We start from the raw sequence: 23,026 nt of genomic DNA on the forward strand, positions 1-23,026 counted from the left end.
TATAACAGTGGATAAGGAGCATCTATCTACTTGTTCATTTTGTTTAATATAGCTGAAATTAGGTTATGGTTAGTTAAAACAACTAAAGTGATAAATTGCCTTATTAGCCTAGTTGATTTAGGTTATTTTATAGAGTTGTAAAATTTAATGCGTTGTTTCAATATTTAAAACGTGGTTAATTTTATCCATATCAACTTGGTACATTGGTTCACCATTCAATAATATAAAGGGTGTTGCAAATGCATCATAATCAATCATTTCATTTCGATATTGCTGATTAGCAATGTTTTTTTCTATATATTTAAAACCTTTATCAGTTAAATAGTTTTTTATAAAGGTGCAAGGAGGACAATCATTTTGTGTGTAAATGATGATATCAGTCATTCAGCATCAATCCTTTCTACAAAGTCATTTTCTTTAATAGTAAGTGACTTTTAATTATAATTCAAGCTATAAAATTACATGTAATTGGTCATTAATTTGTCACTTAATTCTGAGTTTAACTAATTTTAAAACATAGCCATTGGGTTTATAATGAATGGACGTTGTGATTTTTGTCACAAATAAATTAAAAAGGTGATATTATGGATTCAGTTGAATTAGCTCGTTTTCTAACTGCAATGACACTTGCAGTGCATATCATATTTGCAACAATAGGTGTAGGTGTGCCGTTGATGTTTGCAGTTGCTGAGTTTTTAGGGATTAAAAAAAATGATTCCCATTATATAACGTTAGCCAAAAGATGGTCTAAAGGTTATACGATTACTGTGGCAGTGGGGGTTGTAACAGGTACGATTATAGGTTTACAACTGTCATTACTATGGCCAACATTTATGCAAATGGGTGGTCATGTGATCGCATTACCATTATTTATGGAAACATTTGCGTTTTTCTTTGAAGCGATTTTCTTAAGTATATACTTATATACTTGGGATAGATTTAAGGGTAAATGGACGCATTTTTTAATTAGTATACCAGTGATTATTGGAGGTTCTTTCTCTGCCTTCTTTATTACAGCGGTTAATTCATTTATGAATACACCGGCTGGTTTTGAAATTAAAAATGGTAAAATGATAAATGTTGAACCTTGGGTGGCAATGTTTAACGACTCATTTTTAATAAGATCTTTTCACGTTGTAACGACTGCTTTTATGACGATGGCTTTTGTACTAGCTGCCATTGCTGCATTCAAATTAGTGAAAAATAAGTTTAAAAAAGATGCAGAATATCATAAAAAAGCTTTAAAATTAACAATGATACTTGGCGTTGTCTTTACGTTAGGTTCTATGTTGGCAGGAGATTTATCTGCAAAATTTTTACATCAAGAACAACCAGAAAAATTAGCTGCGTATGAATGGCATTTTGATACGGAATCCAATGCTGATTTAGTGCTTTTTGGTTCTTTAAATGAAGAAACACAAGAAGTAACTGGTGCAATTAAAATTCCGAGTCTACTTAGCTTCTTGGCTGATAATAATGTTAATACTAAGGTGAAAGGCTTGGATGAATTTCCAAAAGAACTACATCCACCGATGATTGTCCATTATTATTTCGACTTAATGGTGTCGATGGGCGTGTTCTGTTTAATTGTTTCAGCTGCTTTTGTACTAACATTATGCTTTAAAAAATTACGAAAATTCACTTATTCCAAACCAATGCTATATGGCGCTTTATTAACTGGACCTGCAGCGATGTTGGCAATAGAATTTGGTTGGTTCTTAACGGAACAAGGTCGTCAACCTTGGATTGTGCGTGGTTATCTAAAAGTGGCTGAAGCTGCCACTCAAGCAGGTGGTTTAACGTTCGTAACAATATTATTTGGTATATTATATTTAATATTGATTGTTACTTCTTCTTATGTACTAATAAGGATGTTTAAAAATAAACCAGCATATAAAGAATTTGAAGTAACTTCATCGGAAAGAGGTGATGCATGATGATATTCGCATATATAGGTATCACAGTACTATGGATATTCTTATTTTGTTATATTATTGTTGCATCAATTGATTTTGGTGCTGGTTTCTTTACGTTACATGCTAAATTGACAAAACAAGATAAAAAAATAAACCATTTGATTGCACGTTACCTTAATCCGGTTTGGGAAGTAACGAATGTTTTCTTCGTATTCTTCTTCGTAGGAATGGTTGGGTTTTTCCCAGATTCCGCGATGTATTTTGGCACAGTGTTGCTTTTACCAGCATCAATTGCGTTGATATTGTTGTCCATAAGAGGTGGCTTTTATGCTTTTGAAAACTATGGACCAGACACAAAACTACCATGGCTTGCACTTTATGGTTTAGCAGGATTATTCATACCAGCTGCATTAGCCACTACATTAACGATTTCTGAGGGTGGTTATATTACCGGTTCAAGCAACCATTTAGATTTAAATTGGTTTGAATTATTGTTAAGTCCATATTCATGGTCAGTTGTATTTCTTGCAATCATATCTGTACTTTATATTTCATCTGGATTTTTAACTTATTATGCTTCTAAAGCGAATGATAAACCAGCTTATGATTTATTAAGATACTGGTTCTTATTTTGGGGACCACCAATGATCGCTATTTCATTATTTGTATTCTTATCGTTAAGATTGCAAAATGAAACGCATTTCTATACAGCGGTATTTGATTATTGGTGGATGTTTGCACTCAGCTTTTTATGTTTTGCTGGTACAATGTTACTCACATTGATGAAAAAATGGCATGGTTTTGCATTTGTCTTAGTTATTTTACAAATGGCTTTTGCGTTCTTCGGTTATGGTGTAAGTAAGTTACCATACATTTTATATCCATATATTCGTATAGATGAACATGTTGTGAATAGTGGGATGGCTATTGCTTTAATCATCGCATTTATTTTAGGTTTACTTTTACTAATTCCATCGCTAATATTATTATTGAGATTATTTGTTTTTGATAAAAAATATGTTGAAGGTAAAAAATAGACGAATATACTTAAATATAGTAGCGATGTTTATTGTTTAAGCTACGGATATTTGATATATTTCAATTATCTTATTTTTGGAGGACGCATATGGATAAAGAATATGTGGTTATAGGTTTAGGTCGTTTTGGCGGTAGCATTGTTAGAGAATTAAATGCTTTAGATATGGATGTTATGGCGATTGATATGGATGAAGCGCGTGTGAATGAATATAGTGATATTGCCACACATGCGGTAATTGCTGACACAACTGACGAAGCTGTGATGAAAAGTTTAGGCATTAGAAATTTTGATCACGTAATTGTTGCAATTGGTGAAAATATTCAATCGAGTACGTTAACGACTTTAATTTTAAAAGAGTTAGGTGTTAAGAAAGTAACGGCAAAAGCTCAAAATGATTATCATGCAAAAATTTTAAATAAAATTGGTGCAGATACCGTTGTTCATCCTGAAAGAGATATGGGTAGGAGAATTGCACATAATGTAGCTAGTGCTAGTGTTTTAGATTATTTAGAACTAGCAGATGAACACTCAATAGTAGAAATTAAAGTTAGTGAAAAAATGGCAGGACAAACCATTATAGAATTAGATATTAGAGCGCAATATGGTATAAGTATTATTGCCATTAAAAGAGGTAGAGACATTATCGTATCTCCAGACCCAAACATAAATATTGAAATTGGGGATATTTTAATTATGATTGGTCATGATAATGACTTAAACCGATTTGAAAAAAAGGTAGTAAGATAAAAATTAATATATGAACTAACGTAGAAGAGGTGGAACAGAACAGTGAGTGATGTCCCACACTCTTCTTTTTTGTGTAAAGTGTATTCTTTAAGGGATTTTGATATTTGTGAATAGACAAGTTATACGAAGGTTCAAACTTAACTTTTAATTAATGTACTCAGTCAAAATAGCAAGTGTTTAATATAAAAATGCCTCATCCATTACAAATGGATGAGGCATTGAGTTTGATTATGATTTGGTTGATTGGTCCGTTTGGTTACCATCATTTTTTTGTTTTTGTTTTGCTTTCTGAGCGATGTTTTTATTATCTTTGTTGTTAGTATCTTTTGTATTTTTGTTTTGAGATTTACTATTGTGTTTTTTTGAATTGTCTTTTTTCTGATTTGGTTTATTTTGTGTTTTTTTATTTTGAGAAGATGTATTATCTTCATTTACCTTCATGATCACTGGTAAAATCATTGGTTTACGTGCAGTTTTTTCAAATAAATACGGCTGTAGTGTTTCAATGATTGATGATTTAATTTGATGCCATTGTATTTCTGGATTTTGATTCAGTTTAGAAATAACATCTGTTTTGATTTTTCTTTGGGCATCATAAATTAATTGACCAGATTCACGCATATAAACAAAACCACGAGAAATGATGTCAGGACCAGATAGTAATTTGTTCGTTTTAAAGTCTATACTAACAACGACGATGACTAGGCCTTCTTCTGACAATAGTTTTCTATCTCGGATAACTACGTTTCCGATATCTCCAATACCGCTACCATCCACTAAAACATTGCCAGATGGTATTCTTCCAGCTTTTCTAGCTGAATTATGTGTTAAAGCTAAAACATCACCGATGTCAAAGATAAACACGTTGTCTGGTTCCACACCACATTCAATTCCTGATTGGCCATGTGCTTTTAACATGCGATATTCACCATGAATTGGGAGGAAGAATTTTGGACGTAACAAGCGTAACATTAATTGTTGATCGCCTTTAGATCCGTGACCAGATGTGTGAATATTTGATACCTTATTGTGTATGACTTCAGCACCTGCTCGGTATAATGCATTTATAGTGCGGTTAATACTTTTAGTATTACCTGGAATAGGTGAAGAACTAAATACTACAGTGTCTTCTGGAATAATTTTAATTTGTTTGTGTGTACCATTAGCAATTCTTGATAGAGCCGCCATTGGTTCACCTTGTGACCCAGTACATAAAATTAGTAATTCATGTTTAGGCACACTATTAATTTTATTTGGTTCTATAAAAGTTTCAGGTGGTGCTTTAATATAACCGAGTTCCATACCAATTTTAATATTGTTTTCCATTGAGCGACCAAAAGTTACAATTTTACGATTGTGTTTAATTGCAGCTTCAACAGCTTGTTGAACACGATAGATATTAGATGCAAAAGTAGCAAAGATGATTCTACCGCTACAATTACGGAATATCTTTTCAACATTTTGGCCAACTTCACGCTCACTCAATGTAAAGTCAGGAACTAATGAATTGGTAGAGTCTGAAAGTAAACAAAGGACACCTTCTTCTCCAAGTTTTGCCATCTTCGCAATATTTGCTGGTTCACCAACTGGTGTAAAGTCAAATTTGAAATCACCAGTATGAACAATATTGCCTTCTGGTGTATTAACGATAACACCATATGATTCTGGGATACTATGTGTTGTTAAATAGAATGAAACTTCGAAATGTTTAGATTTAATAACAGAACTTTCTTCGATTTCAACAAGTTCTGTTGTTCTTAACAAGTGATGTTCTTCTAATTTATTTCTGATTAAACCTAAAGCTAATGGTCCACCATATATAGGCACGTTTATTTGTTTTAATAGGTAGGGCACACCACCTATATGGTCTTCGTGGCCGTGTGTTATGAACAGACCAACTATTTTGTCTTGATTCTGTTCTAAATAAGTAATGTCAGGAATCACGTAATCAATTCCTAATAAATTATCATCAGGGAATTTGATACCTGCATCTATAATTACGATTTCATCCTGATATTCTACGGCATAAGTGTTTTTTCCGATTTCACCTAAGCCACCAAGGGCATATACCGCAACTTCATTTTTATGAATTTGTTTCATTACTCAGCTTGCTCCACATTAAAATGATCTGATTGTTTTTCATATTCTAAATGTGCGCCCTCAAGTTTAGTAATAAACTCGATATTGTAATTACGGTCTTTCAAATATCTTCTTACTTGTTCTTCTGATTGAGCTTCAACATAAATTGTTTGTGTGTGTTCTCTTACGACTACTTCATCTTTGTTATGTTGAAAAAATACTTTAAATACTGCCATTATATCTATTTCCTCCTAAGTTTTAGTTAGATTATTTATATAAACCCTGAAATGTATAATATTTTGTGAGTTTCTCAATTTTAAATAAAATAAATTTCACTAAAAGTGAATTGAAACTACGTTTTATATAAAGAGAACATACGAGCAGTTGCCCAGTATGTTTCTAGGGTCATTTTAAATTCGTTCGTATAGAAAAATACAAATAGAACATATTCGTATGTTTTCAGTTATTTCTCATTTTACATGATGTAGTAGAATAAATAAAGCAGTTTTATTTTCTGCTAAAGCTTAATATGTAGAAAAAAGTGATTCACTTTATAAAAGGTATTTAACTAAGTAAATTTAGGCTACATATATTCAAATATTAAATGAATCATCATATAGCTTGAGTCAATAATAAAAATTAATTATGATTAAAAGGAAATATAATAATTAATAATTTAAAATAGAAAGTAATAGTAGAAAGTAATAAAGACGAGATGAGGATGATTGATATGGATAAAGTGAAGCGTATTGTTGAAGATATTAAAAGTGAGAAACAACGAACTGACAAGGTCTTTCAAGATATTACATTTGAAATACGTGCGGAACAAGTTATCATGTTTTTCAATTATAATGAAATCATTGACACTGTAAATGAAGATCAAAATTATGTGAAACACAATCATGACCCTGTATTTATTGATATTCAAGAATTAAATGCTTTGAAAAAAGAGTTACAAGAGCTCAATATTATATATCATGAAAGAAGAGACGACTTTATGTAAAAAGAACTGTTAGTAAGCGTACGCGATTGGCATGTTTACTAACAGTTCTTTTTTTTATACTTCTACTGCATCTTCATGAGGTTGCAATGGATGTTCTGAATCTATGTGATCATAAAACATGATGCCATTAATATGATCTATTTCATGTTGAACTACAACGGCTGGATAACCCTTTAAACGTAATTTGACATCGTTACCATCTATATCTTTTGCTTTAACAGTAACTCTATATTTACGGTGTACTAGGCCTGGTATATTTTCGTCTACGCTTAAGCACCCTTCACCAGTAGGTAGATAAGCTTCTTGAATGCTATGACTCATAATTTTAGGATTCACTAACATCAAGTCATAACTTTTACCTTCGCCATCATCCGGTAAATAAACCGCAATCATTTTTTTAGAAATATTAATCTGTGGCGCTGCAAGTCCGACACCAGAACGAAGACCATATTTATTAGCAGTTTCTTCATCTTGACTATTTATTAAAAATGTTCTCATAGCTTTTAATGTTTCTCTATCTTCATTTGATAATGGAACCTCGACATCTTTAGCTTTTTCGCGTAGTGTAGGATGTCCATCTCGAATTATATCTTTCATTGTTAACATTTGTTCATACACCTTCCTTAATATAAAATATACCAAAGATTACCAAATAAAATACAGTAATTCATTTGATTTATTAAAATTTATTATATAATATAGCACACGAAAAAGGAGGATTTTTCAAAATGAAATTTAAATATGGTATTGGTGCCATACTAGCTTCCACAGTACTTATAGCTGGATGTACAACGGATAAAGGTGAGATAAAAGATTATAATGAAAAGATACAACAAGCATTTGATGAAGAAAAGCCTGTTTCTTCAGTAGGCAAAAAACTTAACGAACTAGAGCAAGAAAAACAAAAACTTGTGAAAAAAATCAATGGTAAAGACCAACAAGAAGCAAAACAAACTTCTGAAAAAATTGTAGATAATGTTGAGAAAAGAAAAAAAGAATTTAAAAAAGAAGAAAATGCTTTAGAAAATTCAGAAGAAGCGTTTAAAAAAGCTCAAAAACATTTAGATAATATTAGTGACAAAGATAAGAAAAAAGAAGTGAAAGAGTTAAATGATGCTTTGAAAGATAAATATAAGGCACATGATAACTATGCAAATTCATATAAAAATATTATGAATAAAGAAAAAGATTTATTTGAATATGGCTCACGTGATCAAGCTAATCAAGAAGAAATGAATAAAAAAACAGAAGCTGTATCCAAATCATATAAAACTATGGACAAATCGTTTAATAAATACAAAGACGCAATGGAAAAAGTAAATAAAGAAAAACAAGATGTTGATAATTTAAATTAACATAAAAATGCTATTAATTTGAAATTTAATGTAAATAACTATAGCATTATAAATGAGGGCGCTTACATTCTTTTGGACATTGACGCTTTGAAACTTGAGAAAAATATAGTACAGCAAGTTTGAAATTAGTGATACAGTTTTAAAACTGTACCTATTTACTGTATTACAGAACTTTTCATATTTGTTTAACAGTGAAACAGTTTTGTGATACAATGTTAAAGGATAAAATGAATTTCTATTATACGGGAAAGGTATGGTGAATTGAATGGCTCCGAAATTAAAAGCCCAATTCGATGCAGAGAAAGTATTGAAAGATACTGAATCTCAATTTGAAATGATCCAAATTTTGGATGAAGACGGTAATATCGTTAATGAAGATCTAGTACCTGATTTATCAGACGAGCAATTAGTAGAATTAATGGAAAGAATGGTTTGGACACGTATTCTTGATCAACGTTCTATTTCTTTAAATAGACAAGGGAGATTAGGATTCTATGCGCCTACTGCTGGACAAGAAGCTTCACAATTAGCTTCTCAATACGCATTAGAACAAGAAGACTTCATTCTTCCTGGTTATCGTGACGTACCACAATTAATTTGGCAAGGTTTGCCATTAACTGAAGCGTTTTTATTCTCTAGAGGCCACTTCAAAGGAAATAGAATGCCTGAGGGTGTTAACGCGCTAAGCCCACAAATTATTATCGGTGCACAATATGTACAAACTGCTGGTGTTGCACTTGGACTTAAAAAACGTGGGAAACAAGCTGTAGCAATCACATATACTGGTGATGGTGGTTCTTCACAAGGTGATTTCTATGAAGGTATAAACTTCGCTTCAGCTTACAAAGCGCCAGCAATTTTTGTGATTCAAAATAATAACTATGCGATTTCTACGCCACGTAGTAAACAAACAGCTGCTGAAACATTAGCTCAAAAAGCGATTTCAGTAGGTATTCCTGGCATACAAGTAGATGGAATGGATGCACTTGCAGTATATCAAGCAACTAAAGAAGCGCGTGATCGTGCTGTGAACGGTGAGGGTCCAACACTTATTGAAACAATTACTTATCGTTATGGTCCACATACAATGGCTGGTGACGATCCAACCAAATACAGAACTTCAGACGAAGATTCTGAATGGGAGAAAAAAGATCCGTTAGTTCGTTTTAGAAAACATTTAGAAAATAAAGGTCTATGGACTGAAGAGAAAGAAAACGAAGTAATCGATCGTGCGAAAGCTGAAATTAAAACTGCTATTAAAGAAGCGGATAATACAGAAAAACAAACAGTTACAGACTTAATGGAAAATATGTATGAAGAAATGCCTCAACATTTAGCAGAACAATATGAAATCTACAAAGAGAAGGAGTCGAAGTAACCGATGGCACAAATGACAATGGTTCAAGCGATTAACAATGCGCTTAAAACCGAATTACAAAATGATGAAAATGTCTTACTTTTCGGTGAAGACGTCGGTGTTAACGGTGGTGTATTCCGTGTAACTGAAGGATTACAAAAAGAATTCGGTGAAGACCGTGTATTTGATACACCTCTAGCTGAATCTGGAATTGGTGGCTTAGCTTTAGGTTTAACTACACAAGGCTACCGTCCAGTAATGGAAATCCAATTCTTAGGATTCGTATTTGAAGTATTTGACTCTGTTGCAGGTCAAATTGCACGTACACGTTTCCGTTCTGGTAACTCAAAACAAGCACCAGTAACAATTCGTGCTCCATTTGGTGGTGGTGTCCATACTCCAGAACTACACGCAGATAATTTAGAAGGTATCTTAGCGCAATCACCAGGATTGAATGTAGTTATTCCATCAAGCCCTTATGACGCAAAAGGATTATTAATTTCTGCAATTAGAAGTAATGACCCAGTTGTATATTTAGAGCACATGAAATTGTATCGTTCTTTCCGTGAAGAAGTTCCAGAAGAAGAGTATACAATTGAAATTGGTAAAGCAAGTGTCAAACAAGAAGGTAATGACATTACTTTAATTGCTTACGGTGCCATGGTACAAGAATCATTAAAAGCTGCTGAAGAGTTAGAAAAAGATGGTCATTCAGTGGAAGTGATTGATTTACGTACGGTACAACCAATCGACTTAGAAACGTTAGTTGCTTCAGTAGAAAAAACTGGACGTGCAGTTGTAGTTCAAGAAGCACAACGCCAAGCTGGTGTTGGAGCAACAGTTGCTTCTGAATTAGCTGAACGTGCAATCCTATCATTAGAAGCACCAATTGCTCGTGTAGCTGCTGCTGATACCGTTTATCCGTTTACTCAAGCAGAAAATGTTTGGTTACCAAACAAAAACGATATCATTGAAAAAGCAAAAGCAACATTAGAATTTTAATAAATATTAATAAGTTTGGGATAGCTTTTGAAATGTTATCCCAGCTTCAATTATTAATAATAAAACAGCATGAGATTGCGAATCATAAGTTCCGTTCTCATTTTCTAATTTTTGACTAAATATGAATTTTTAGGAGGATAATAACGTGGCATTTGAATTTAAATTACCCGATATTGGTGAAGGTATCCACGAAGGTGAAATTGTAAAATGGTTTGTTAAAGCTGGAGATAATATCGAAGAAGATGATGTTTTAGCTGAAGTACAGAATGACAAATCTGTAGTAGAAATCCCATCACCTGTGTCAGGTACAGTAGAGGAAGTACTTGTAGATGAGGGTACAGTAGCTGTTGTCGGCGATACAATTGTTAAAATTGACGCACCTGATGCAGAAGACATGGAATTTAAAGGTAGCGATAGCAGTGAATCTGCAGAAGAAACAGAAGCAGAACCTGCTAAAGAAGAAAGTTCTGAAGCAGCTGCGACACAATCATCAGCTGATGCAGATGTAGATGAAAACAAACGTGTTAAAGCAATGCCTTCAGTACGTAAATATGCACGTGAAAATGGTGTGAATATTAAAGCTGTTGTAGCTTCAGGTAAAAATGGACGTACAACGAAAGAAGACATTGATGCATACTTAAATGGAGATGCAAGTGCAGCTTCAACTGAGAGCGCACCTGAAACTGCAGAAGAAACTTCTGCGAGCGCAGCACAATCAGCGCCAGTTTCTAGTGAAGGAGAATTCCCAGAAACAACAGAAAAAATTCCTGCTATGCGTAAAGCAATTGCAAAAGCAATGGTGAATTCTAAACACACTGCACCTCACGTTACTTTAATGGATGAAATCGATGTTCAAGAATTATGGGATCACCGTAAAAAATTCAAAGAAGTAGCAGCTGAGCAAGGTACTAAATTAACATTCTTACCTTACGTTGTGAAAGCACTCGTTTCTGCGCTTAAAAAATATCCAGCGCTTAACACAGAATTTAATGAAGAAGCTGGCGAAATTGTACACAAACATTATTGGAATATTGGTATCGCAGCAGATACAGACAGAGGTTTATTAGTCCCTGTTGTAAAACATGCTGATCGTAAATCTATGTTCCAAATTTCAGATGAGATTAATGAATTAGCTGTAAAAGCACGCGATGGTAAATTAACTTCAGATGAAATGAAAGGTGCTACTTGTACTATTAGTAATATTGGATCAGCAGGTGGACAATGGTTTACACCAGTGATAAATCATCCAGAAGTAGCTATCTTAGGTATTGGTCGTATTGCCCAAAAACCTATCGTTAAAGATGGTGAAATTGTAGCTGCGCCAGTATTATCATTATCATTAAGCTTTGACCATAGACAAATCGATGGTGCTACTGGACAAAATGCAATGAACCATATCAAGCGTTTATTAAATAATCCAGAATTATTATTAATGGAGGGGTAAAACATGGTAGTTGGAGATTTCCCAATTGAAACAGATACTATTGTAATCGGAGCAGGACCTGGAGGATATGTTGCAGCAATTCGTGCAGCACAATTAGGTCAAAAAGTAACAATCGTTGAAAAAGGCGAATTAGGCGGTGTATGTCTTAACGTTGGATGTATTCCATCAAAAGCATTATTACACGCATCTCACCGTTATGATGAAACTAAAAACTCTGAAAATTTAGGTGTTATTGCTGAAAGTGTTTCACTTAAATTTGACAAAGTTCAAGAATTCAAACAGTCAGTAGTTAAGAAATTAACAGGTGGCGTTGAAGGATTATTAAAAGGTAATAAAGTAGAGATTGTTAAAGGTGAAGCTTATTTCGTAGATAACAACAGTTTACGTGTTATGGATGAGAAGAGCGCTCAAACTTATAACTTTAAACATGCAATTATTGCAACTGGTTCTAGACCAATTGAAATTCCTAATTTCGAATTTGGCAATCGCGTTATTGATTCAACTGGTGCTTTAAATTTACAAGAAGTTCCTGGTAAATTAGTAGTAGTTGGTGGCGGTTATATCGGTTCAGAACTAGGTACTGCTTTTGCTAACTTTGGTTCAGAAGTTACTATTTTAGAAGGTGCTAAAGATATCTTAGGTGGCTTCGAAAAACAAATGACACAACCTGTTAAAAAAGGTATGAAAGAAAAAGGCGTTGAAATTGTTACTGAAGCAATGGCTAAATCTGCTGAAGAAACAGACAACGGTGTTAAAGTAACTTACGAAGTTAAAGGTGAAGAACAAACGATTGATGCTGATTATGTATTAGTTACTGTAGGTCGTCGTCCAAACACTGATGAATTAGGCTTAGAAGAATTAGGTCTTAAATTCGCAGATCGTGGATTATTAGAAGTAGACAAACAAAGCCGTACTTCTATCGACAACATTTTCGCAATTGGTGATATCGTTCCTGGGCTACCATTAGCTCATAAAGCGAGCTATGAAGCGAAAGTAGCTGCTGAGGTTATTTCTGGAGAAGCATCAGAAGTGGATTACATTGGTATGCCTGCTGTATGTTTCACTGAACCAGAATTAGCACAAGTAGGTTACACTGAAGCCCAAGCAAAAGAAGAAGGATTAGAAGTTACAGCTTCTAAATTCCCTTATGCAGCTAACGGTCGTGCCTTATCATTAGATGACACAACTGGATTTGTTAAATTGTTAACACTTAAAGAAGATAATACACTTGTTGGTGCGCAAGTAGTTGGTACTGGTGCTTCTGATATTATCTCTGAATTAGGTTTAGCAATTGAATCTGGTATGAATGCTGAAGATTTAGCATTAACTGTACATGCTCACCCAACTTTAGGTGAAATGTCTATGGAAGCTGCTGAAAAAGCTTTAGGATTACCAATTCATACAATGTAATAATTTATAAGCACAAATTGTTATGCTTTAGACGTTTTAACTTAAGTGATTAGGAAGTATGAACAGGAACACTGTTCTCGCACTTTCAAGTCAATGTTCAAACATTTAAAGGCGATAACAAATATATAGGGCGGGAATAAGAAATCAATTTAATATATTGGTTTCTGTCCCGCTCTTTTTTTTACTTTTTTAAAATTTTGATAACTACTTGTTAACAAAAGGGAGTGTAATGATATGGAATATTCATATCCTATTGATCTTGAATGGACAAATGAATAAATGATGCAAGTGGTAGCTTTTTTTAATGCCATTGAGCAATACTACGAGTCAAAAGTTGAGGGCAAGCTTTTGTTAGAACGCTACAGTCAATTTAAAAAAGTAGTTCCAGGTAAAGCTCAAGAAAAGCAAATATTTAAAGAATTTGAGAAGCAAAGTGGCTATAATAGCTACAAAGCTGTAAAATCAGTCAAAGAGGCTTCTAACCAAAAATATTTTAGCTCAGAATAAATTTAACTATTGTCATATTAGCCATATTTTGATACTTTTATTAAGCACTAAACATAATGTTTGATAAAAGTAAACAAAATATGGTTTTTTTGTGTAGAGCATGCTAACGTTGTGATTAACAATTAAGCTTTAAATGTGTAAAAGTAGAAGTTATAAAATAAGGTGACAAAATGAAGATAGGGAAAAAATTAAAAAATCTAAGAAATATTAAACAACTTACTCAAAGTGAGTTAGCAGAACGTACAGATTTATCTAAAGGATATGTCTCGCAAATAGAAAGTGAACACGCTTCACCAAGTATGGAAACTTTTTTTAATATTTTAGAAGTGTTAGGTACGACCCCTCGTGAATTTTTTAATGATTCAGCGAATACTAAGGTGTTATATAAGAAAAATGAGCAAATTCACTATGATGAATCTGATAGAGGATATTTATTGAATTGGCCAATTACACAATCAAATAATTTCGAAATGGAACCTTTAATACTTACTTTAAGACCTAATGCATCTTATAAAAGTTTTGATCCTTCAGATTCCGACACATTCATATATTGTTTACAAGGTGAGGTTTCGCTTTTATTAGGGAGTGACTATTATCACGCTGAAGAAGGGGACGCGTTATATTTTAAAGCAAACCAAATACATAGGTTAAAGAACCTTACGTCACAAGATGTGAAAGTGATGGTTGTTGCAACAGCATCATATTTATAGGAGGACAATACATGAACCCTTTATTGACATTTGAATCGGTAAGCAAAGCTTACGATGGAACTCAAATATTAGATAACATAGATTTAAATATTGAATCTGGACATTTTTATACACTATTAGGTCCATCTGGTTGTGGCAAAACTACAATTCTCAAATTGATTGCAGGCTTTGAACAAGTTGATCATGGCCAAATCATTTATCAAGGAAAATCAATTAATCAAGTTCCTGCTAATAAGAGAAAAGTAAATACAGTTTTTCAAGATTATGCACTCTTTCCGCATTTGACTGTATTTGATAACATCGCATTTGGATTAAAAATAAAAAAATTAAACAAGGAAGTCATTAAAACTAAGGTACAAGATGCTTTAAAATTAGTGAAATTAACTGGCTTTGAAAACAGAATGATAGAAGGCATGAGTGGCGGACAAAAGCAAAGAATTGCGATTGCGCGTGCTATTGTAAACGAACCTGAGATTTTACTTCTAGATGAATCATTATCAGCACTAGATTTAAAACTAAGAACTGAAATGCAATATGAATTAAGAGAAATTCAATCTAGATTAGGCATTACATTTATATTTGTAACACATGATCAAGAAGAAGCATTGGCACTAAGTGACTATATATTTGTAATGAAAGATGGAAAAATACAACAATTTGGTACGCCGATTGATATTTATGATGAACCAGTAAATCGATTTGTTGCTGATTTTATTGGGGAATCTAATATTTTGCAAGGTACGATGGTCAAAGATTATGTCGTTAATATTTACGATCAATCATTTAAGTGTGTTGATATGGGAATTCCGAGTCAACAACAAGTTGAAGTCGTTATCAGACCAGAAGACATTGCATTAGTATCTCCTGGGGACGGGTTATTTGAAGTGACTGTTGAATCCATGTTATTTAGAGGTGTGCACTACGAAATCAATTGTGTAGATAGAAAGGGTTATGAGTGGATGGTGCATTCTACAAAGAAAACTGAAGTAGGCAGTAAAGTAGGTTTATATTTTGAACCAGAAGCGATTCATATTATGGTACCAGGTGAAACTGAAGCAGAATTTGATAAACGCATTAATAGTTATGAGGTAAATGATAATGCGTAAAATAAATGGATTTTTATTTGTACCATACATTTTGTGGATGATTTTATTTATTGTTGTGCCTGTTATTTTGTTAATTTATTTTTCTATGATTGATATCCATGGTGATTTTAGTTTAGAAAATTATAAACAAATGATGACAACCAAATATTTTTTGATGTTATGGGACTCTGTATTGTACGCTGTACTTATTACGCTGACTACATTACTTATTAGTTATCCAGCGGCGTATTTTATTCGTACATCAAAACATCAGAATGTATGGTTATTGATATTAATTATACCTACTTGGATTAATTTACTTCTAAAGACCTATGCATTTATCGGATTGTTCAGTCATGATGGTATTATCAACCGAATATTATATAGTTTACACTTACCTAGAACGGAACTGTTATTTACAGGACCAGCGTTTATAATTGTAGCAAGTTATATTTATATTCCATTTATGATTTTACCAATTTTTAATAATATGAAAGACATACCAAATAATTTATTACAAGCTTCAAGTGATTTAGGTGCTAGTCGTTTAGCCACTTTTAAAAAAGTAATCATGCCTTTAACTAAACGAGGTGTACTAACTGGAGTGCAAGTTACATTTATTCCTGCACTTTCTTTGTTTATGATTACAAGGTTAATTGCTGGAAATAAAGTGATTAATATTGGAACGGCGATAGAGGAACAATTTCTTGTAATTCAAAATTATGGAATGGGTTCTACAATTGCATTATTTCTCATTCTCTTTATGGCATTTGTCTTAATTATCACAAATAATAAATCTACAAATGGAAAAGGGTGAATCATATGAAATGGTATGGCAAACTAAATATCGGTATATTAATTGCAGTATTGTACATCCCTATACTGTTTTTAATGTTTTATTCATTTAATTCAGCAGGTAATATGATTCATTTTGAGCATTTTACATTAGCGCACTATCTATCTTTATTTAACAATGACAGATTGTTATCGGTTATTTTTAATACGATTGCAGTGGCATTATTAGCTGCTGCAATTGCAACGGTCATCGGAACAATGGGAGCCATTGCTTTATATCATTTAAGGAATAAGAAATTAAAAATTTCATTACTAACTTTAAATAATGTGCTAATGGTTTCTTCCGATGTTGTTATTGGTGCATCATTTTTGATTATGTTTACGGCAATTGGTCACTTTACAGGGTTAGGTCTTGGTTTTATCACTGTGCTCATTTCACATATTGCATTTTGCATTCCAATTGTAGTGATAATTGTGTTGCCTAAATTATATGAAATGAATGCACATACGTTAGATGCTGCTAGAGATTTAGGTGCCACTGAGTTACAAGTGTTAAACAAAGTGATGTTACCACATTTATTCCCAGCGATTCTTGGCGGTTTTTTTATGGCATTAACTTATTCATTAGATGATTTTACAGTTAGTTTTTTCGTTACGGGAAACGGATTTAGTGTATTATCAGTAGAAGTTTATGCTATGGCTAGAAAAGGTATAAGTATGGAAATTAATGCGATATCGACTATACTTTTTATAACAATAATCATAGGTATTCTTGGATATTATTTGATACAAAAAATTATCAAACGAAATAAAGCATTGAAGCAGGTGACTCAACAATGAAACGATTTTTACAATTAATCTTGCTCTCAATTTTTGTTGGATTACTATGTCTATGGATAAGTCAAAAACTCACTGAAAAAGAGCACTCTGCTTCAGGTGAAAAAATATATGTGTATAATTGGGGAGAATATATTGATCCAAGTTTAGTAAAAAAATTCCAAAAGGAAACTGGTATTGAAGTTGTGTACGAGACGTTTGATTCTAATGAGGCTATGGAAGCCAAAATACGCAATGGTGGAACAAATTATGATGTTGCTTTTCCAAGTGAATATACGATAGAAAAAATGAAAAAAGAAGGTTTGTTATTGCCTTTAAATCATGAGAAAATACCAAATATAAAAAATTTAGATAAAGATTATATGAACATGTCATTTGATAGAGATAATCGTTATTCAGTACCATACTTTTTTGGTACAGTTGGTATTTTATATAATAAAAATGTGTATCCAAAAGATAACTTTAATTCGTGGGAAAGTTTATATAACCCAAAATATGAAAATGATATTTTATTAGTGGATGGTGCAAGAGAAGTTATAGGTTTAGGTTTAAACAAATTAGGCTACAGTTTAAATGATAAAAAAACACAACACTTAGCAGAAGTTGAACATGATTTGAAACAAATAAGTCCTAATATTAAAGGTGTCGTTGGTGATGAAATAACTATGATGCTTGAACAACATGAAGCAAATATCGCGGTTGTGTGGAGCGGTATAGCAGCGCCAATTGTGCAAAATAATAGCGACTTTGATTACGTGGTACCCAAAGAAGGGTCAAACTTGTGGTTTGATAACATGGTTATTCCCAAGACTGCTCAAAATAAAGCAGGTGCACACAAGTTTATCAACTTTATGTTAGATGCACAGAATAGTAAACAAAATACGGAATGGGTAGCTTATGCAACACCTAATAAGACTGCAAGAGCACAATTACCAAAAAATATCAAAGACGATGAACGATTTTATCCTTCAAAACGTACACAAGCAAGATTAGAAGTCTATAAAGATTTAGGTAAGGATACATTAAGTGAATATAATGAACGCTTTTTAAATTTTAAAATGTCGTTAAATTAAAGCGTAGTATAGTAGTTATTTTATCGTTTATTCGATATAATAGTTTGATAAGTAGTATAAGGAGTTGTATAGAAATGTCAGGAGAACAATATACTCAAGTTAGGCGTCCAGTGAGTCGACTAGCAGAAAAGGTATTGGGTTGGTTGAGCTGGATATTCTTACTATTATTAACAATCATCACAATGTTTATTGCACTAGTTTCTTTTAGTAGTGAAAGTTCTATTCAAAATTTAGAAACATCGTTAAATGGTAATGATTTTATTCAGCAAATACTGGCGAATAATGGATTAAATACGATTCAATTCGTTATTTGGTTACAAAATGGTATATGGGCAGTTATCGTATATTTTATTGTTTGTTTATTAATATCATTTTTAGCTTTAATATCAATGAATATTAGAATATTATCTGGTTTTTTATTTTTAATAGCTACAATCGTAACTTTACCTTTAGTTCTGTTATTTGTACCACTCATTATACCGATTCTATTTTTAATAGTGGCAATTATGATGTTTGCACGCAAAGATAAAGTAGAAATGATACCAGCATATTATTCTGGTGGTTATCAAGGTGGTTATCAAGGTGGTTATAATGACTATCGACAAGAAAGAAAAGCAGAACCAAACCTTGAACCAAGGACAGAACCAAGACCAGAACCAAACCCACAATACAAAGCACAACAAGATACTTCTGACGTAGAACAACCATCAAATCAAGAACAACAATTAAGAAGAGGTGGGTATAGTTCCGAAGTTGCTAATAAAGTAAATTCGGATATCAATTCAAAAGAGGAAGAACCTCAAGTACTATCTCGACAAGCCAAATACAATTATAAATCAAAACAGCAGTCAAATGATAATGATGAAAATCTTCAAAACGACCAAGCAGATCAAAACTTTGATAGCCAAGCCTCTGAAGAAGAAGCTAGACGTAGACAAGAAGCATTTGAAAAAGAACAACAACTTCAACAAGAAGCATATGAAGAACAACAGCGAATCAAGCAAGAAAAGGCTGAGGAAGCTGCCAGAATGAAACAAGAAAAAGCAGAAGAAAAAGCTCGGATCAAGCAAGAAAAGAAAGCACGTAAACAGCGTGAAAAAGAAAGACGTAAACAACAACCCAGTGCAGTTAATCAACGAAGAATGAATTTTGAAGAACGAAAGAAAATCACAAGTCAATCTGCAGAGTCATCAGAGAGTGATGAAGAACAAAACCAATCAAGTAAGAATATGCAAAGCGAAGCAGCAGATACAGATAAAGAAAAATAAATCATGTATTTTATTATGCTATGCACAAAAAAGAGCAAATCCAAAATGGATTTGCTTTTTTTATATGAATATTTGACAATTTTGACCGTTCACAAAATCACTATAATAATGAAAACATACAGAAATCGTCATTAAACAAAGGTATTAGATTTAAAAATAAACAAAACAGCAACTTCAATAAAGAAATTGCTGTTTTATTACTCTGTATATATTTAAGTAATATGTTTACATAAGTTCTTTAAATGTTTCTAATATTAAATATACATTTAATAAGCTTAAAATAATGATTAATAACCACGATATCGTATTAACCCAAGTTCTGTTTTTAAATTGTCCCATTAAATAACGATTGTTTGTCGCCAATTGTAAAGGTATTAATGAGAATGGTAAAGCTAAACTTAAAAATACTTGTGAAAATACTAGTAATTGTTCAATTTTAGCTTCATCACTTTTAAAAATAATGATACAGAATATAATTGGTAAAATTGCAAGTAGACGTGTAACCAGTCTACGTAACCAATTTGGAATTTTGAGGTGTAAAAAACCTTCCATTACAATTTGTCCAGCCATCGTACCAGTAATTGTAGAATTTTGGCCTGATGCTAATAAAGCAATTGCAAATAAGGTACTCATAATTGCCCCCATAGAAGCTCCTAATATAGGCTGGTTTTGTAAAGCATGATATAAATCGTAGAAACCACCTAATTGATCAGTGTTAACACCATAAAATAAGGCTGCACCTAAAACAAGTAATAAGCAATTAATAATAAATGCGATCGAAAGTTGAATATTAGAATCCATTGTAGCATATTTGATTGCATGTGCTTTTGATTTTAGACTATTTCTATCATACATTCTTGACTGCACAATAGAAGAGTGTAGGTATAAGTTGTGTGGCATAATTGTAGCACCAATAATCCCAAGTGCAATAAACAACGCGCTATTATTCGTTATGATTTCTTTGCTTGGTACAAAACCACTTAAAACCTCATTGACATGTGGTGAAGCGATAAACACTTCAAATATAAAGATCACAAGTACAGTGAAAATTAACGTACCTACGATTGCTTCTATCTTTCGGAAACCAAATCGCATAATAAAGAGTAATAAAAATACATCTAATACGGTGATAAGCGCACCAACAAGTAATGGAATGCCAAACAATAAATCTAATGCTATCGCACTTCCGATTACTTCTGCGATATCGGTTGCAATAATTGCTAATTCAGCAATAATCCAAAACACAAAAGATAATGGTTTATTTAAGTAATATTTTGTAGCTTGTGCTAAATCCATACCTGTAGCTATTCCTAATCTTACCGTCATACTTTGTAGTAACATTGCTGATAAGCTAGAGAGTAAAATGACGAATAGCAAAATGTATCCAAATTGTGCACCACCTTGCATTGAAGTAATCCAGTTACCTGGATCCATGTAACCAACTGCTACTAATAATCCTGGACCTAAATAAGATAATAACTTTTGACTAAATTTACCATTGGTATTAATAGAAACCGTATTGTTGATTTCTTCTAAACTTTTATTATGCATTTTTATATTATTAGTCAATAGTGATACCTCCTATACTTCTAACTAACTTTTTATAGATTACTCCAAAAAAATTATTAGGTCAACCTAACAAAGAAAAAATGTTAGGTTAAAATTTTACTGCTTTTAATTTTTTATTAGTAAATTAATATTTTGAAATATAGAAAATAATACTTTGTAATTTTGTAATATTGTTAAATTTGCTATGATAGTGATAATGAAAGAATAGGAGGAAAAAATGATGAATCGGAAAGCAGAAAAAATCCTTGCTTGGATTGCAAACGGTCTTAGTTTATTATTTTTAATACTCATGATTTTGGGGTTAATTTTATTGAATTTTCCCGAATCCAAGGAAGCATTAAATCAAATATATGAACAGCAAGGTATGTCTATATCAGCAGATGCACTTAAAGCGTCGATATTAATGCAAGGTGGATTTTTATTATTCGCGACGATTCTAGGATTCTGTGGTGTTTTTACAATTAAAGGAAACAGAATTTTAGCTGGGTGTCTTTTAATTGCAGCGGCTTTAATTAGTATTTTTACTGGTAATTTTATCGCATTAATACTTTGGATAATTGCTGGTATTATGCTGTTAGTAAAAAAAGACAAAATTCAATCACAATATCAAATGAAGTCAAATGACAATAGTGAAAATGGCAAGAATAATGATCCACGACAAAAAAGTGACATGAATCCAGAGCAAGAATTAAAAAAGAAAAAAGATGAGGATCCATATATTTATTAAATTATGTGAACGATTCGTACCATTAAAAGATTTATAAAAAATTGAAAATATACGCTAACTGCTAACAAAGTATTGTCTATGTTAGCAGTTTAGTTATGAGTATAATTTTTGGATTTAATAAGGATACAGACATAGAAATTAAATAAATATATTTTTTTGCTTCTGTCCGTTAATTTAAAGTTAGTTAACGAAATACGTTAAAGTACATTTATTAACATAAAAAAGAGTCTAGGTCGACTCAACGATGACCTAAACTCTTTCATATTATTCTTTTTTAAATTCTAATCAACATGACTGGAGTGGGACGACGAATTTTTTTAATAATAATAAATTTCTGTCCCACTCTTTTTATAAGGTCTAAGCTATTTATACCTTGGTTGCTTTATAGAATCGGAGTTAAACATTATTTATAAAATTTTAATAACTGTGCGAAAGTCTCTTCTAAAAAGTTTAAGAAAGCTTTATCTGTTTTTAATTCATTCGCATTTGGGGCAAGTGTGCGTGCAACAAATAATTCACCTTTTTTCACTTTTTTAACACGATCAATTGCACTTTGTATATCATCGTCTGACATGTTTGCGATGTAAGTTTTTTCTTGAGACATGTGGTCCAAGCTTAAACTATAATCGGATGGTAAGTTTTTAAGGGTTTGAAATTGTTCTTCAAAAACCTTCACACGCTGCGCTTTATCTTTTGCTTCGTGCATAACACCATACATGACAAATAATTGGTTTTCAAAAAGACCTATTTGAAAATGAGGCAACATTTTATAACCGCGATTGTTAGTTGCAAATGCAACCCATGTATCCTTAGGCGGATTTACACTTCGTCTTGCATGTTTAGCAACGTGAGGATAAAATACTTCTCCTGTTGTTGCCTCTAAATATTGGGAAAAATATTCTCCTAATTCATGTAATTGTGGTCGAACATGTTTATTCAAAGCTTCCATTCTGTTATCTAAGCCATCAACAGTAAATGCTTTAAAATCGTTTGCTTTAAATGTATATTTAGCCATTTTAACCTCCTAGTATGTAATTATTATTTTTATTTTAGCACAATATTATTCTATAAACATTGCCATTGCATTTTTCTTTGAACGATAT

At 32.4% G+C, this 23,026-nt stretch carries 23 protein-coding genes; 17 read left to right on the forward strand and 6 right to left on the reverse strand.

Annotation, left to right across the window (positions count from 1 at the left end; all coding sequences use genetic code 11):
- Window positions 1-144: 144 nt before the first annotated feature.
- Entirely contained in the window at window positions 145-384 is a 240-nt protein-coding gene (locus KA830_RS06920; protein WP_070038015.1) for a glutaredoxin family protein, read from the reverse strand.
- 200 nt (window positions 385-584) lie between these two features.
- On the opposite strand from KA830_RS06920, the gene KA830_RS06925 reads away from it, so the two are divergent.
- The 3 genes from KA830_RS06925 (at window position 585) to KA830_RS06935 (ending at window position 3,702) form a co-directional block, all read left to right on the forward strand.
- Complete coding sequence (locus tag KA830_RS06925) at window positions 585-1,937, forward strand: cytochrome ubiquinol oxidase subunit I (protein WP_046207880.1); 1,353 nt, start codon at window positions 585-587, stop codon at window positions 1,935-1,937.
- A complete protein-coding gene (locus KA830_RS06930; protein WP_046207932.1) occupies window positions 1,937-2,953 on the forward strand; it encodes a cytochrome d ubiquinol oxidase subunit II in 1,017 nt (338 codons plus the stop codon). Before KA830_RS06925 ends, KA830_RS06930 begins: the two co-directional genes overlap by 1 nt.
- 89 nt (window positions 2,954-3,042) lie before the next feature.
- Window positions 3,043-3,702, forward strand: a complete 660-nt coding sequence (locus KA830_RS06935; RefSeq protein WP_019467854.1) for a potassium channel family protein — start codon at window positions 3,043-3,045, stop codon at window positions 3,700-3,702.
- A 228-nt stretch (window positions 3,703-3,930) separates the two neighbouring features.
- Here KA830_RS06935 and rnjA read toward each other — a convergent pair whose 3' ends face one another.
- Complete coding sequence (gene rnjA / locus KA830_RS06940) at window positions 3,931-5,802, reverse strand: ribonuclease J1 (RefSeq protein WP_064209105.1); 1,872 nt, start codon at window positions 5,800-5,802, stop codon at window positions 3,931-3,933.
- Complete coding sequence (locus tag KA830_RS06945) at window positions 5,802-6,017, reverse strand: DNA-dependent RNA polymerase subunit epsilon (protein ID WP_046207878.1); 216 nt, start codon at window positions 6,015-6,017, stop codon at window positions 5,802-5,804. The genes rnjA and KA830_RS06945 overlap by 1 nt, the downstream gene beginning before the upstream one ends.
- 494 nt (window positions 6,018-6,511) lie before the next feature.
- Here KA830_RS06945 and KA830_RS06950 point away from each other — a divergent pair, with 494 nt between their 5' ends.
- Complete coding sequence (locus KA830_RS06950; RefSeq protein ID WP_064209104.1) at window positions 6,512-6,784, forward strand: hypothetical protein; 273 nt, start codon at window positions 6,512-6,514, stop codon at window positions 6,782-6,784.
- 54 nt (window positions 6,785-6,838) lie between these two features.
- Here the strand turns inward: KA830_RS06950 and def are convergent, their stop codons facing one another.
- The gene (gene def / locus KA830_RS06955; RefSeq protein WP_046207876.1) at window positions 6,839-7,390 is read right to left on the reverse strand and encodes a peptide deformylase; all 552 of its coding nucleotides are present in this window, start codon (window positions 7,388-7,390) and stop codon (window positions 6,839-6,841) included.
- Between the two features lie 122 nt (window positions 7,391-7,512).
- Here def and KA830_RS06960 point away from each other — a divergent pair, with 122 nt between their 5' ends.
- From KA830_RS06960 to auxB, 12 genes are all read left to right on the forward strand, one after another.
- On the forward strand, window positions 7,513-8,139 hold the full coding sequence (locus tag KA830_RS06960; RefSeq protein ID WP_046207875.1) for a YkyA family protein: 627 nt from the start codon (window positions 7,513-7,515) through the stop codon (window positions 8,137-8,139).
- A gap of 265 nt (window positions 8,140-8,404) precedes the next feature.
- Entirely contained in the window at window positions 8,405-9,517 is a 1,113-nt protein-coding gene (gene pdhA / locus KA830_RS06965; protein ID WP_046207874.1) for a pyruvate dehydrogenase (acetyl-transferring) E1 component subunit alpha, read from the forward strand.
- A 3-nt stretch (window positions 9,518-9,520) separates the two neighbouring features.
- Window positions 9,521-10,498 carry an alpha-ketoacid dehydrogenase subunit beta gene (locus KA830_RS06970; protein ID WP_046207873.1) on the forward strand — a complete coding sequence of 326 codons (978 nt, stop codon included), beginning with the start codon at window positions 9,521-9,523 and terminating at the stop codon, window positions 10,496-10,498.
- A gap of 145 nt (window positions 10,499-10,643) precedes the next feature.
- Window positions 10,644-11,942, forward strand: coding sequence for a dihydrolipoamide acetyltransferase family protein (locus KA830_RS06975; protein ID WP_064209103.1), 1,299 nt, complete (start codon window positions 10,644-10,646; stop codon window positions 11,940-11,942).
- Window positions 11,943-11,945: 3 nt separating this feature from the next.
- Window positions 11,946-13,352 (forward strand): dihydrolipoyl dehydrogenase, encoded by a 1,407-nt coding sequence (lpdA, locus tag KA830_RS06980; protein WP_046207871.1) that lies wholly within the window; start codon window positions 11,946-11,948, stop codon window positions 13,350-13,352.
- A gap of 279 nt (window positions 13,353-13,631) precedes the next feature.
- On the forward strand, window positions 13,632-13,859 hold the full coding sequence (locus KA830_RS06985) for a UPF0223 family protein (RefSeq protein WP_245337232.1): 228 nt from the start codon (window positions 13,632-13,634) through the stop codon (window positions 13,857-13,859).
- A gap of 170 nt (window positions 13,860-14,029) precedes the next feature.
- Window positions 14,030-14,569: a helix-turn-helix domain-containing protein gene (locus KA830_RS06990; protein WP_064209102.1), complete on the forward strand. Its 540-nt coding sequence runs from the start codon at window positions 14,030-14,032 to the stop codon at window positions 14,567-14,569.
- An 11-nt stretch (window positions 14,570-14,580) separates the two neighbouring features.
- The gene (locus tag KA830_RS06995) at window positions 14,581-15,675 is read left to right on the forward strand and encodes an ABC transporter ATP-binding protein (RefSeq protein WP_046207868.1); all 1,095 of its coding nucleotides are present in this window, start codon (window positions 14,581-14,583) and stop codon (window positions 15,673-15,675) included.
- Window positions 15,668-16,471, forward strand: a complete 804-nt coding sequence (locus tag KA830_RS07000) for an ABC transporter permease (RefSeq protein WP_064209100.1) — start codon at window positions 15,668-15,670, stop codon at window positions 16,469-16,471. The genes KA830_RS06995 and KA830_RS07000 overlap by 8 nt, the downstream gene beginning before the upstream one ends.
- Window positions 16,472-16,476: 5 nt before the next feature.
- Window positions 16,477-17,289: an ABC transporter permease gene (locus KA830_RS07005; protein WP_210134155.1), complete on the forward strand. Its 813-nt coding sequence runs from the start codon at window positions 16,477-16,479 to the stop codon at window positions 17,287-17,289.
- Window positions 17,286-18,359 (forward strand): ABC transporter substrate-binding protein, encoded by a 1,074-nt coding sequence (locus KA830_RS07010; RefSeq protein ID WP_064209099.1) that lies wholly within the window; start codon window positions 17,286-17,288, stop codon window positions 18,357-18,359. The genes KA830_RS07005 and KA830_RS07010 overlap by 4 nt, the downstream gene beginning before the upstream one ends.
- A 74-nt stretch (window positions 18,360-18,433) precedes the next feature.
- Window positions 18,434-19,627, forward strand: a complete 1,194-nt coding sequence (gene auxB / locus KA830_RS07015) for a lipoteichoic acid stability factor AuxB (protein ID WP_210134157.1) — start codon at window positions 18,434-18,436, stop codon at window positions 19,625-19,627.
- Between the two features lie 225 nt (window positions 19,628-19,852).
- Here auxB and KA830_RS07020 read toward each other — a convergent pair whose 3' ends face one another.
- On the reverse strand, window positions 19,853-21,178 hold the full coding sequence (locus KA830_RS07020) for an Nramp family divalent metal transporter (protein WP_064209130.1): 1,326 nt from the start codon (window positions 21,176-21,178) through the stop codon (window positions 19,853-19,855).
- Window positions 21,179-21,416: 238 nt separating this feature from the next.
- Here KA830_RS07020 and KA830_RS07025 point away from each other — a divergent pair, with 238 nt between their 5' ends.
- Window positions 21,417-21,923: a DUF4064 domain-containing protein gene (locus KA830_RS07025; RefSeq protein ID WP_046207863.1), complete on the forward strand. Its 507-nt coding sequence runs from the start codon at window positions 21,417-21,419 to the stop codon at window positions 21,921-21,923.
- 403 nt (window positions 21,924-22,326) lie between these two features.
- Here the strand turns inward: KA830_RS07025 and KA830_RS07030 are convergent, their stop codons facing one another.
- Window positions 22,327-22,938: a YktB family protein gene (locus KA830_RS07030; RefSeq protein ID WP_046207862.1), complete on the reverse strand. Its 612-nt coding sequence runs from the start codon at window positions 22,936-22,938 to the stop codon at window positions 22,327-22,329.
- Window positions 22,939-23,026 lie beyond the last annotated feature (88 nt).

The sequence above is a fragment of the Staphylococcus sp. GDY8P119P genome (genome assembly GCF_017892075.1).
Taxonomy (GTDB): Bacteria; Bacillota; Bacilli; order Staphylococcales; family Staphylococcaceae; genus Staphylococcus; species Staphylococcus ureilyticus.

What these genes read in the sequence shown, in the direction of transcription:
- KA830_RS06970 (WP_046207873.1), top strand. Translation starts at nt 9,521, where the DNA reads ATGGCACAAATGACAATGGTTCAAGCGATTAACAATGCGCTTAAAACC.
- rnjA (WP_064209105.1), bottom strand. Translation starts at nt 5,802, where the DNA reads ATGAAACAAATTCATAAAAATGAAGTTGCGGTATATGCCCTTGGTGGC.
- KA830_RS07005 (WP_210134155.1), top strand. Translation starts at nt 16,477, where the DNA reads ATGAAATGGTATGGCAAACTAAATATCGGTATATTAATTGCAGTATTG.
- def (WP_046207876.1), bottom strand. Translation starts at nt 7,390, where the DNA reads ATGTTAACAATGAAAGATATAATTCGAGATGGACATCCTACACTACGC.
- KA830_RS06925 (WP_046207880.1), top strand. Translation starts at nt 585, where the DNA reads ATGGATTCAGTTGAATTAGCTCGTTTTCTAACTGCAATGACACTTGCA.
- KA830_RS06960 (WP_046207875.1), top strand. Translation starts at nt 7,513, where the DNA reads ATGAAATTTAAATATGGTATTGGTGCCATACTAGCTTCCACAGTACTT.
- KA830_RS07000 (WP_064209100.1), top strand. Translation starts at nt 15,668, where the DNA reads ATGCGTAAAATAAATGGATTTTTATTTGTACCATACATTTTGTGGATG.
- auxB (WP_210134157.1), top strand. Translation starts at nt 18,434, where the DNA reads ATGTCAGGAGAACAATATACTCAAGTTAGGCGTCCAGTGAGTCGACTA.
- KA830_RS06950 (WP_064209104.1), top strand. Translation starts at nt 6,512, where the DNA reads ATGGATAAAGTGAAGCGTATTGTTGAAGATATTAAAAGTGAGAAACAA.
- KA830_RS07025 (WP_046207863.1), top strand. Translation starts at nt 21,417, where the DNA reads ATGAATCGGAAAGCAGAAAAAATCCTTGCTTGGATTGCAAACGGTCTT.
- KA830_RS06990 (WP_064209102.1), top strand. Translation starts at nt 14,030, where the DNA reads ATGAAGATAGGGAAAAAATTAAAAAATCTAAGAAATATTAAACAACTT.
- pdhA (WP_046207874.1), top strand. Translation starts at nt 8,405, where the DNA reads ATGGCTCCGAAATTAAAAGCCCAATTCGATGCAGAGAAAGTATTGAAA.
- KA830_RS06985 (WP_245337232.1), top strand. Translation starts at nt 13,632, where the DNA reads ATGATGCAAGTGGTAGCTTTTTTTAATGCCATTGAGCAATACTACGAG.
- lpdA (WP_046207871.1), top strand. Translation starts at nt 11,946, where the DNA reads ATGGTAGTTGGAGATTTCCCAATTGAAACAGATACTATTGTAATCGGA.
- KA830_RS07010 (WP_064209099.1), top strand. Translation starts at nt 17,286, where the DNA reads ATGAAACGATTTTTACAATTAATCTTGCTCTCAATTTTTGTTGGATTA.
- KA830_RS06945 (WP_046207878.1), bottom strand. Translation starts at nt 6,017, where the DNA reads ATGGCAGTATTTAAAGTATTTTTTCAACATAACAAAGATGAAGTAGTC.
- KA830_RS06995 (WP_046207868.1), top strand. Translation starts at nt 14,581, where the DNA reads ATGAACCCTTTATTGACATTTGAATCGGTAAGCAAAGCTTACGATGGA.
- KA830_RS06920 (WP_070038015.1), bottom strand. Translation starts at nt 384, where the DNA reads ATGACTGATATCATCATTTACACACAAAATGATTGTCCTCCTTGCACC.
- KA830_RS07030 (WP_046207862.1), bottom strand. Translation starts at nt 22,938, where the DNA reads ATGGCTAAATATACATTTAAAGCAAACGATTTTAAAGCATTTACTGTT.
- KA830_RS07020 (WP_064209130.1), bottom strand. Translation starts at nt 21,178, where the DNA reads ATGCATAATAAAAGTTTAGAAGAAATCAACAATACGGTTTCTATTAAT.
- KA830_RS06930 (WP_046207932.1), top strand. Translation starts at nt 1,937, where the DNA reads ATGATATTCGCATATATAGGTATCACAGTACTATGGATATTCTTATTT.
- KA830_RS06935 (WP_019467854.1), top strand. Translation starts at nt 3,043, where the DNA reads ATGGATAAAGAATATGTGGTTATAGGTTTAGGTCGTTTTGGCGGTAGC.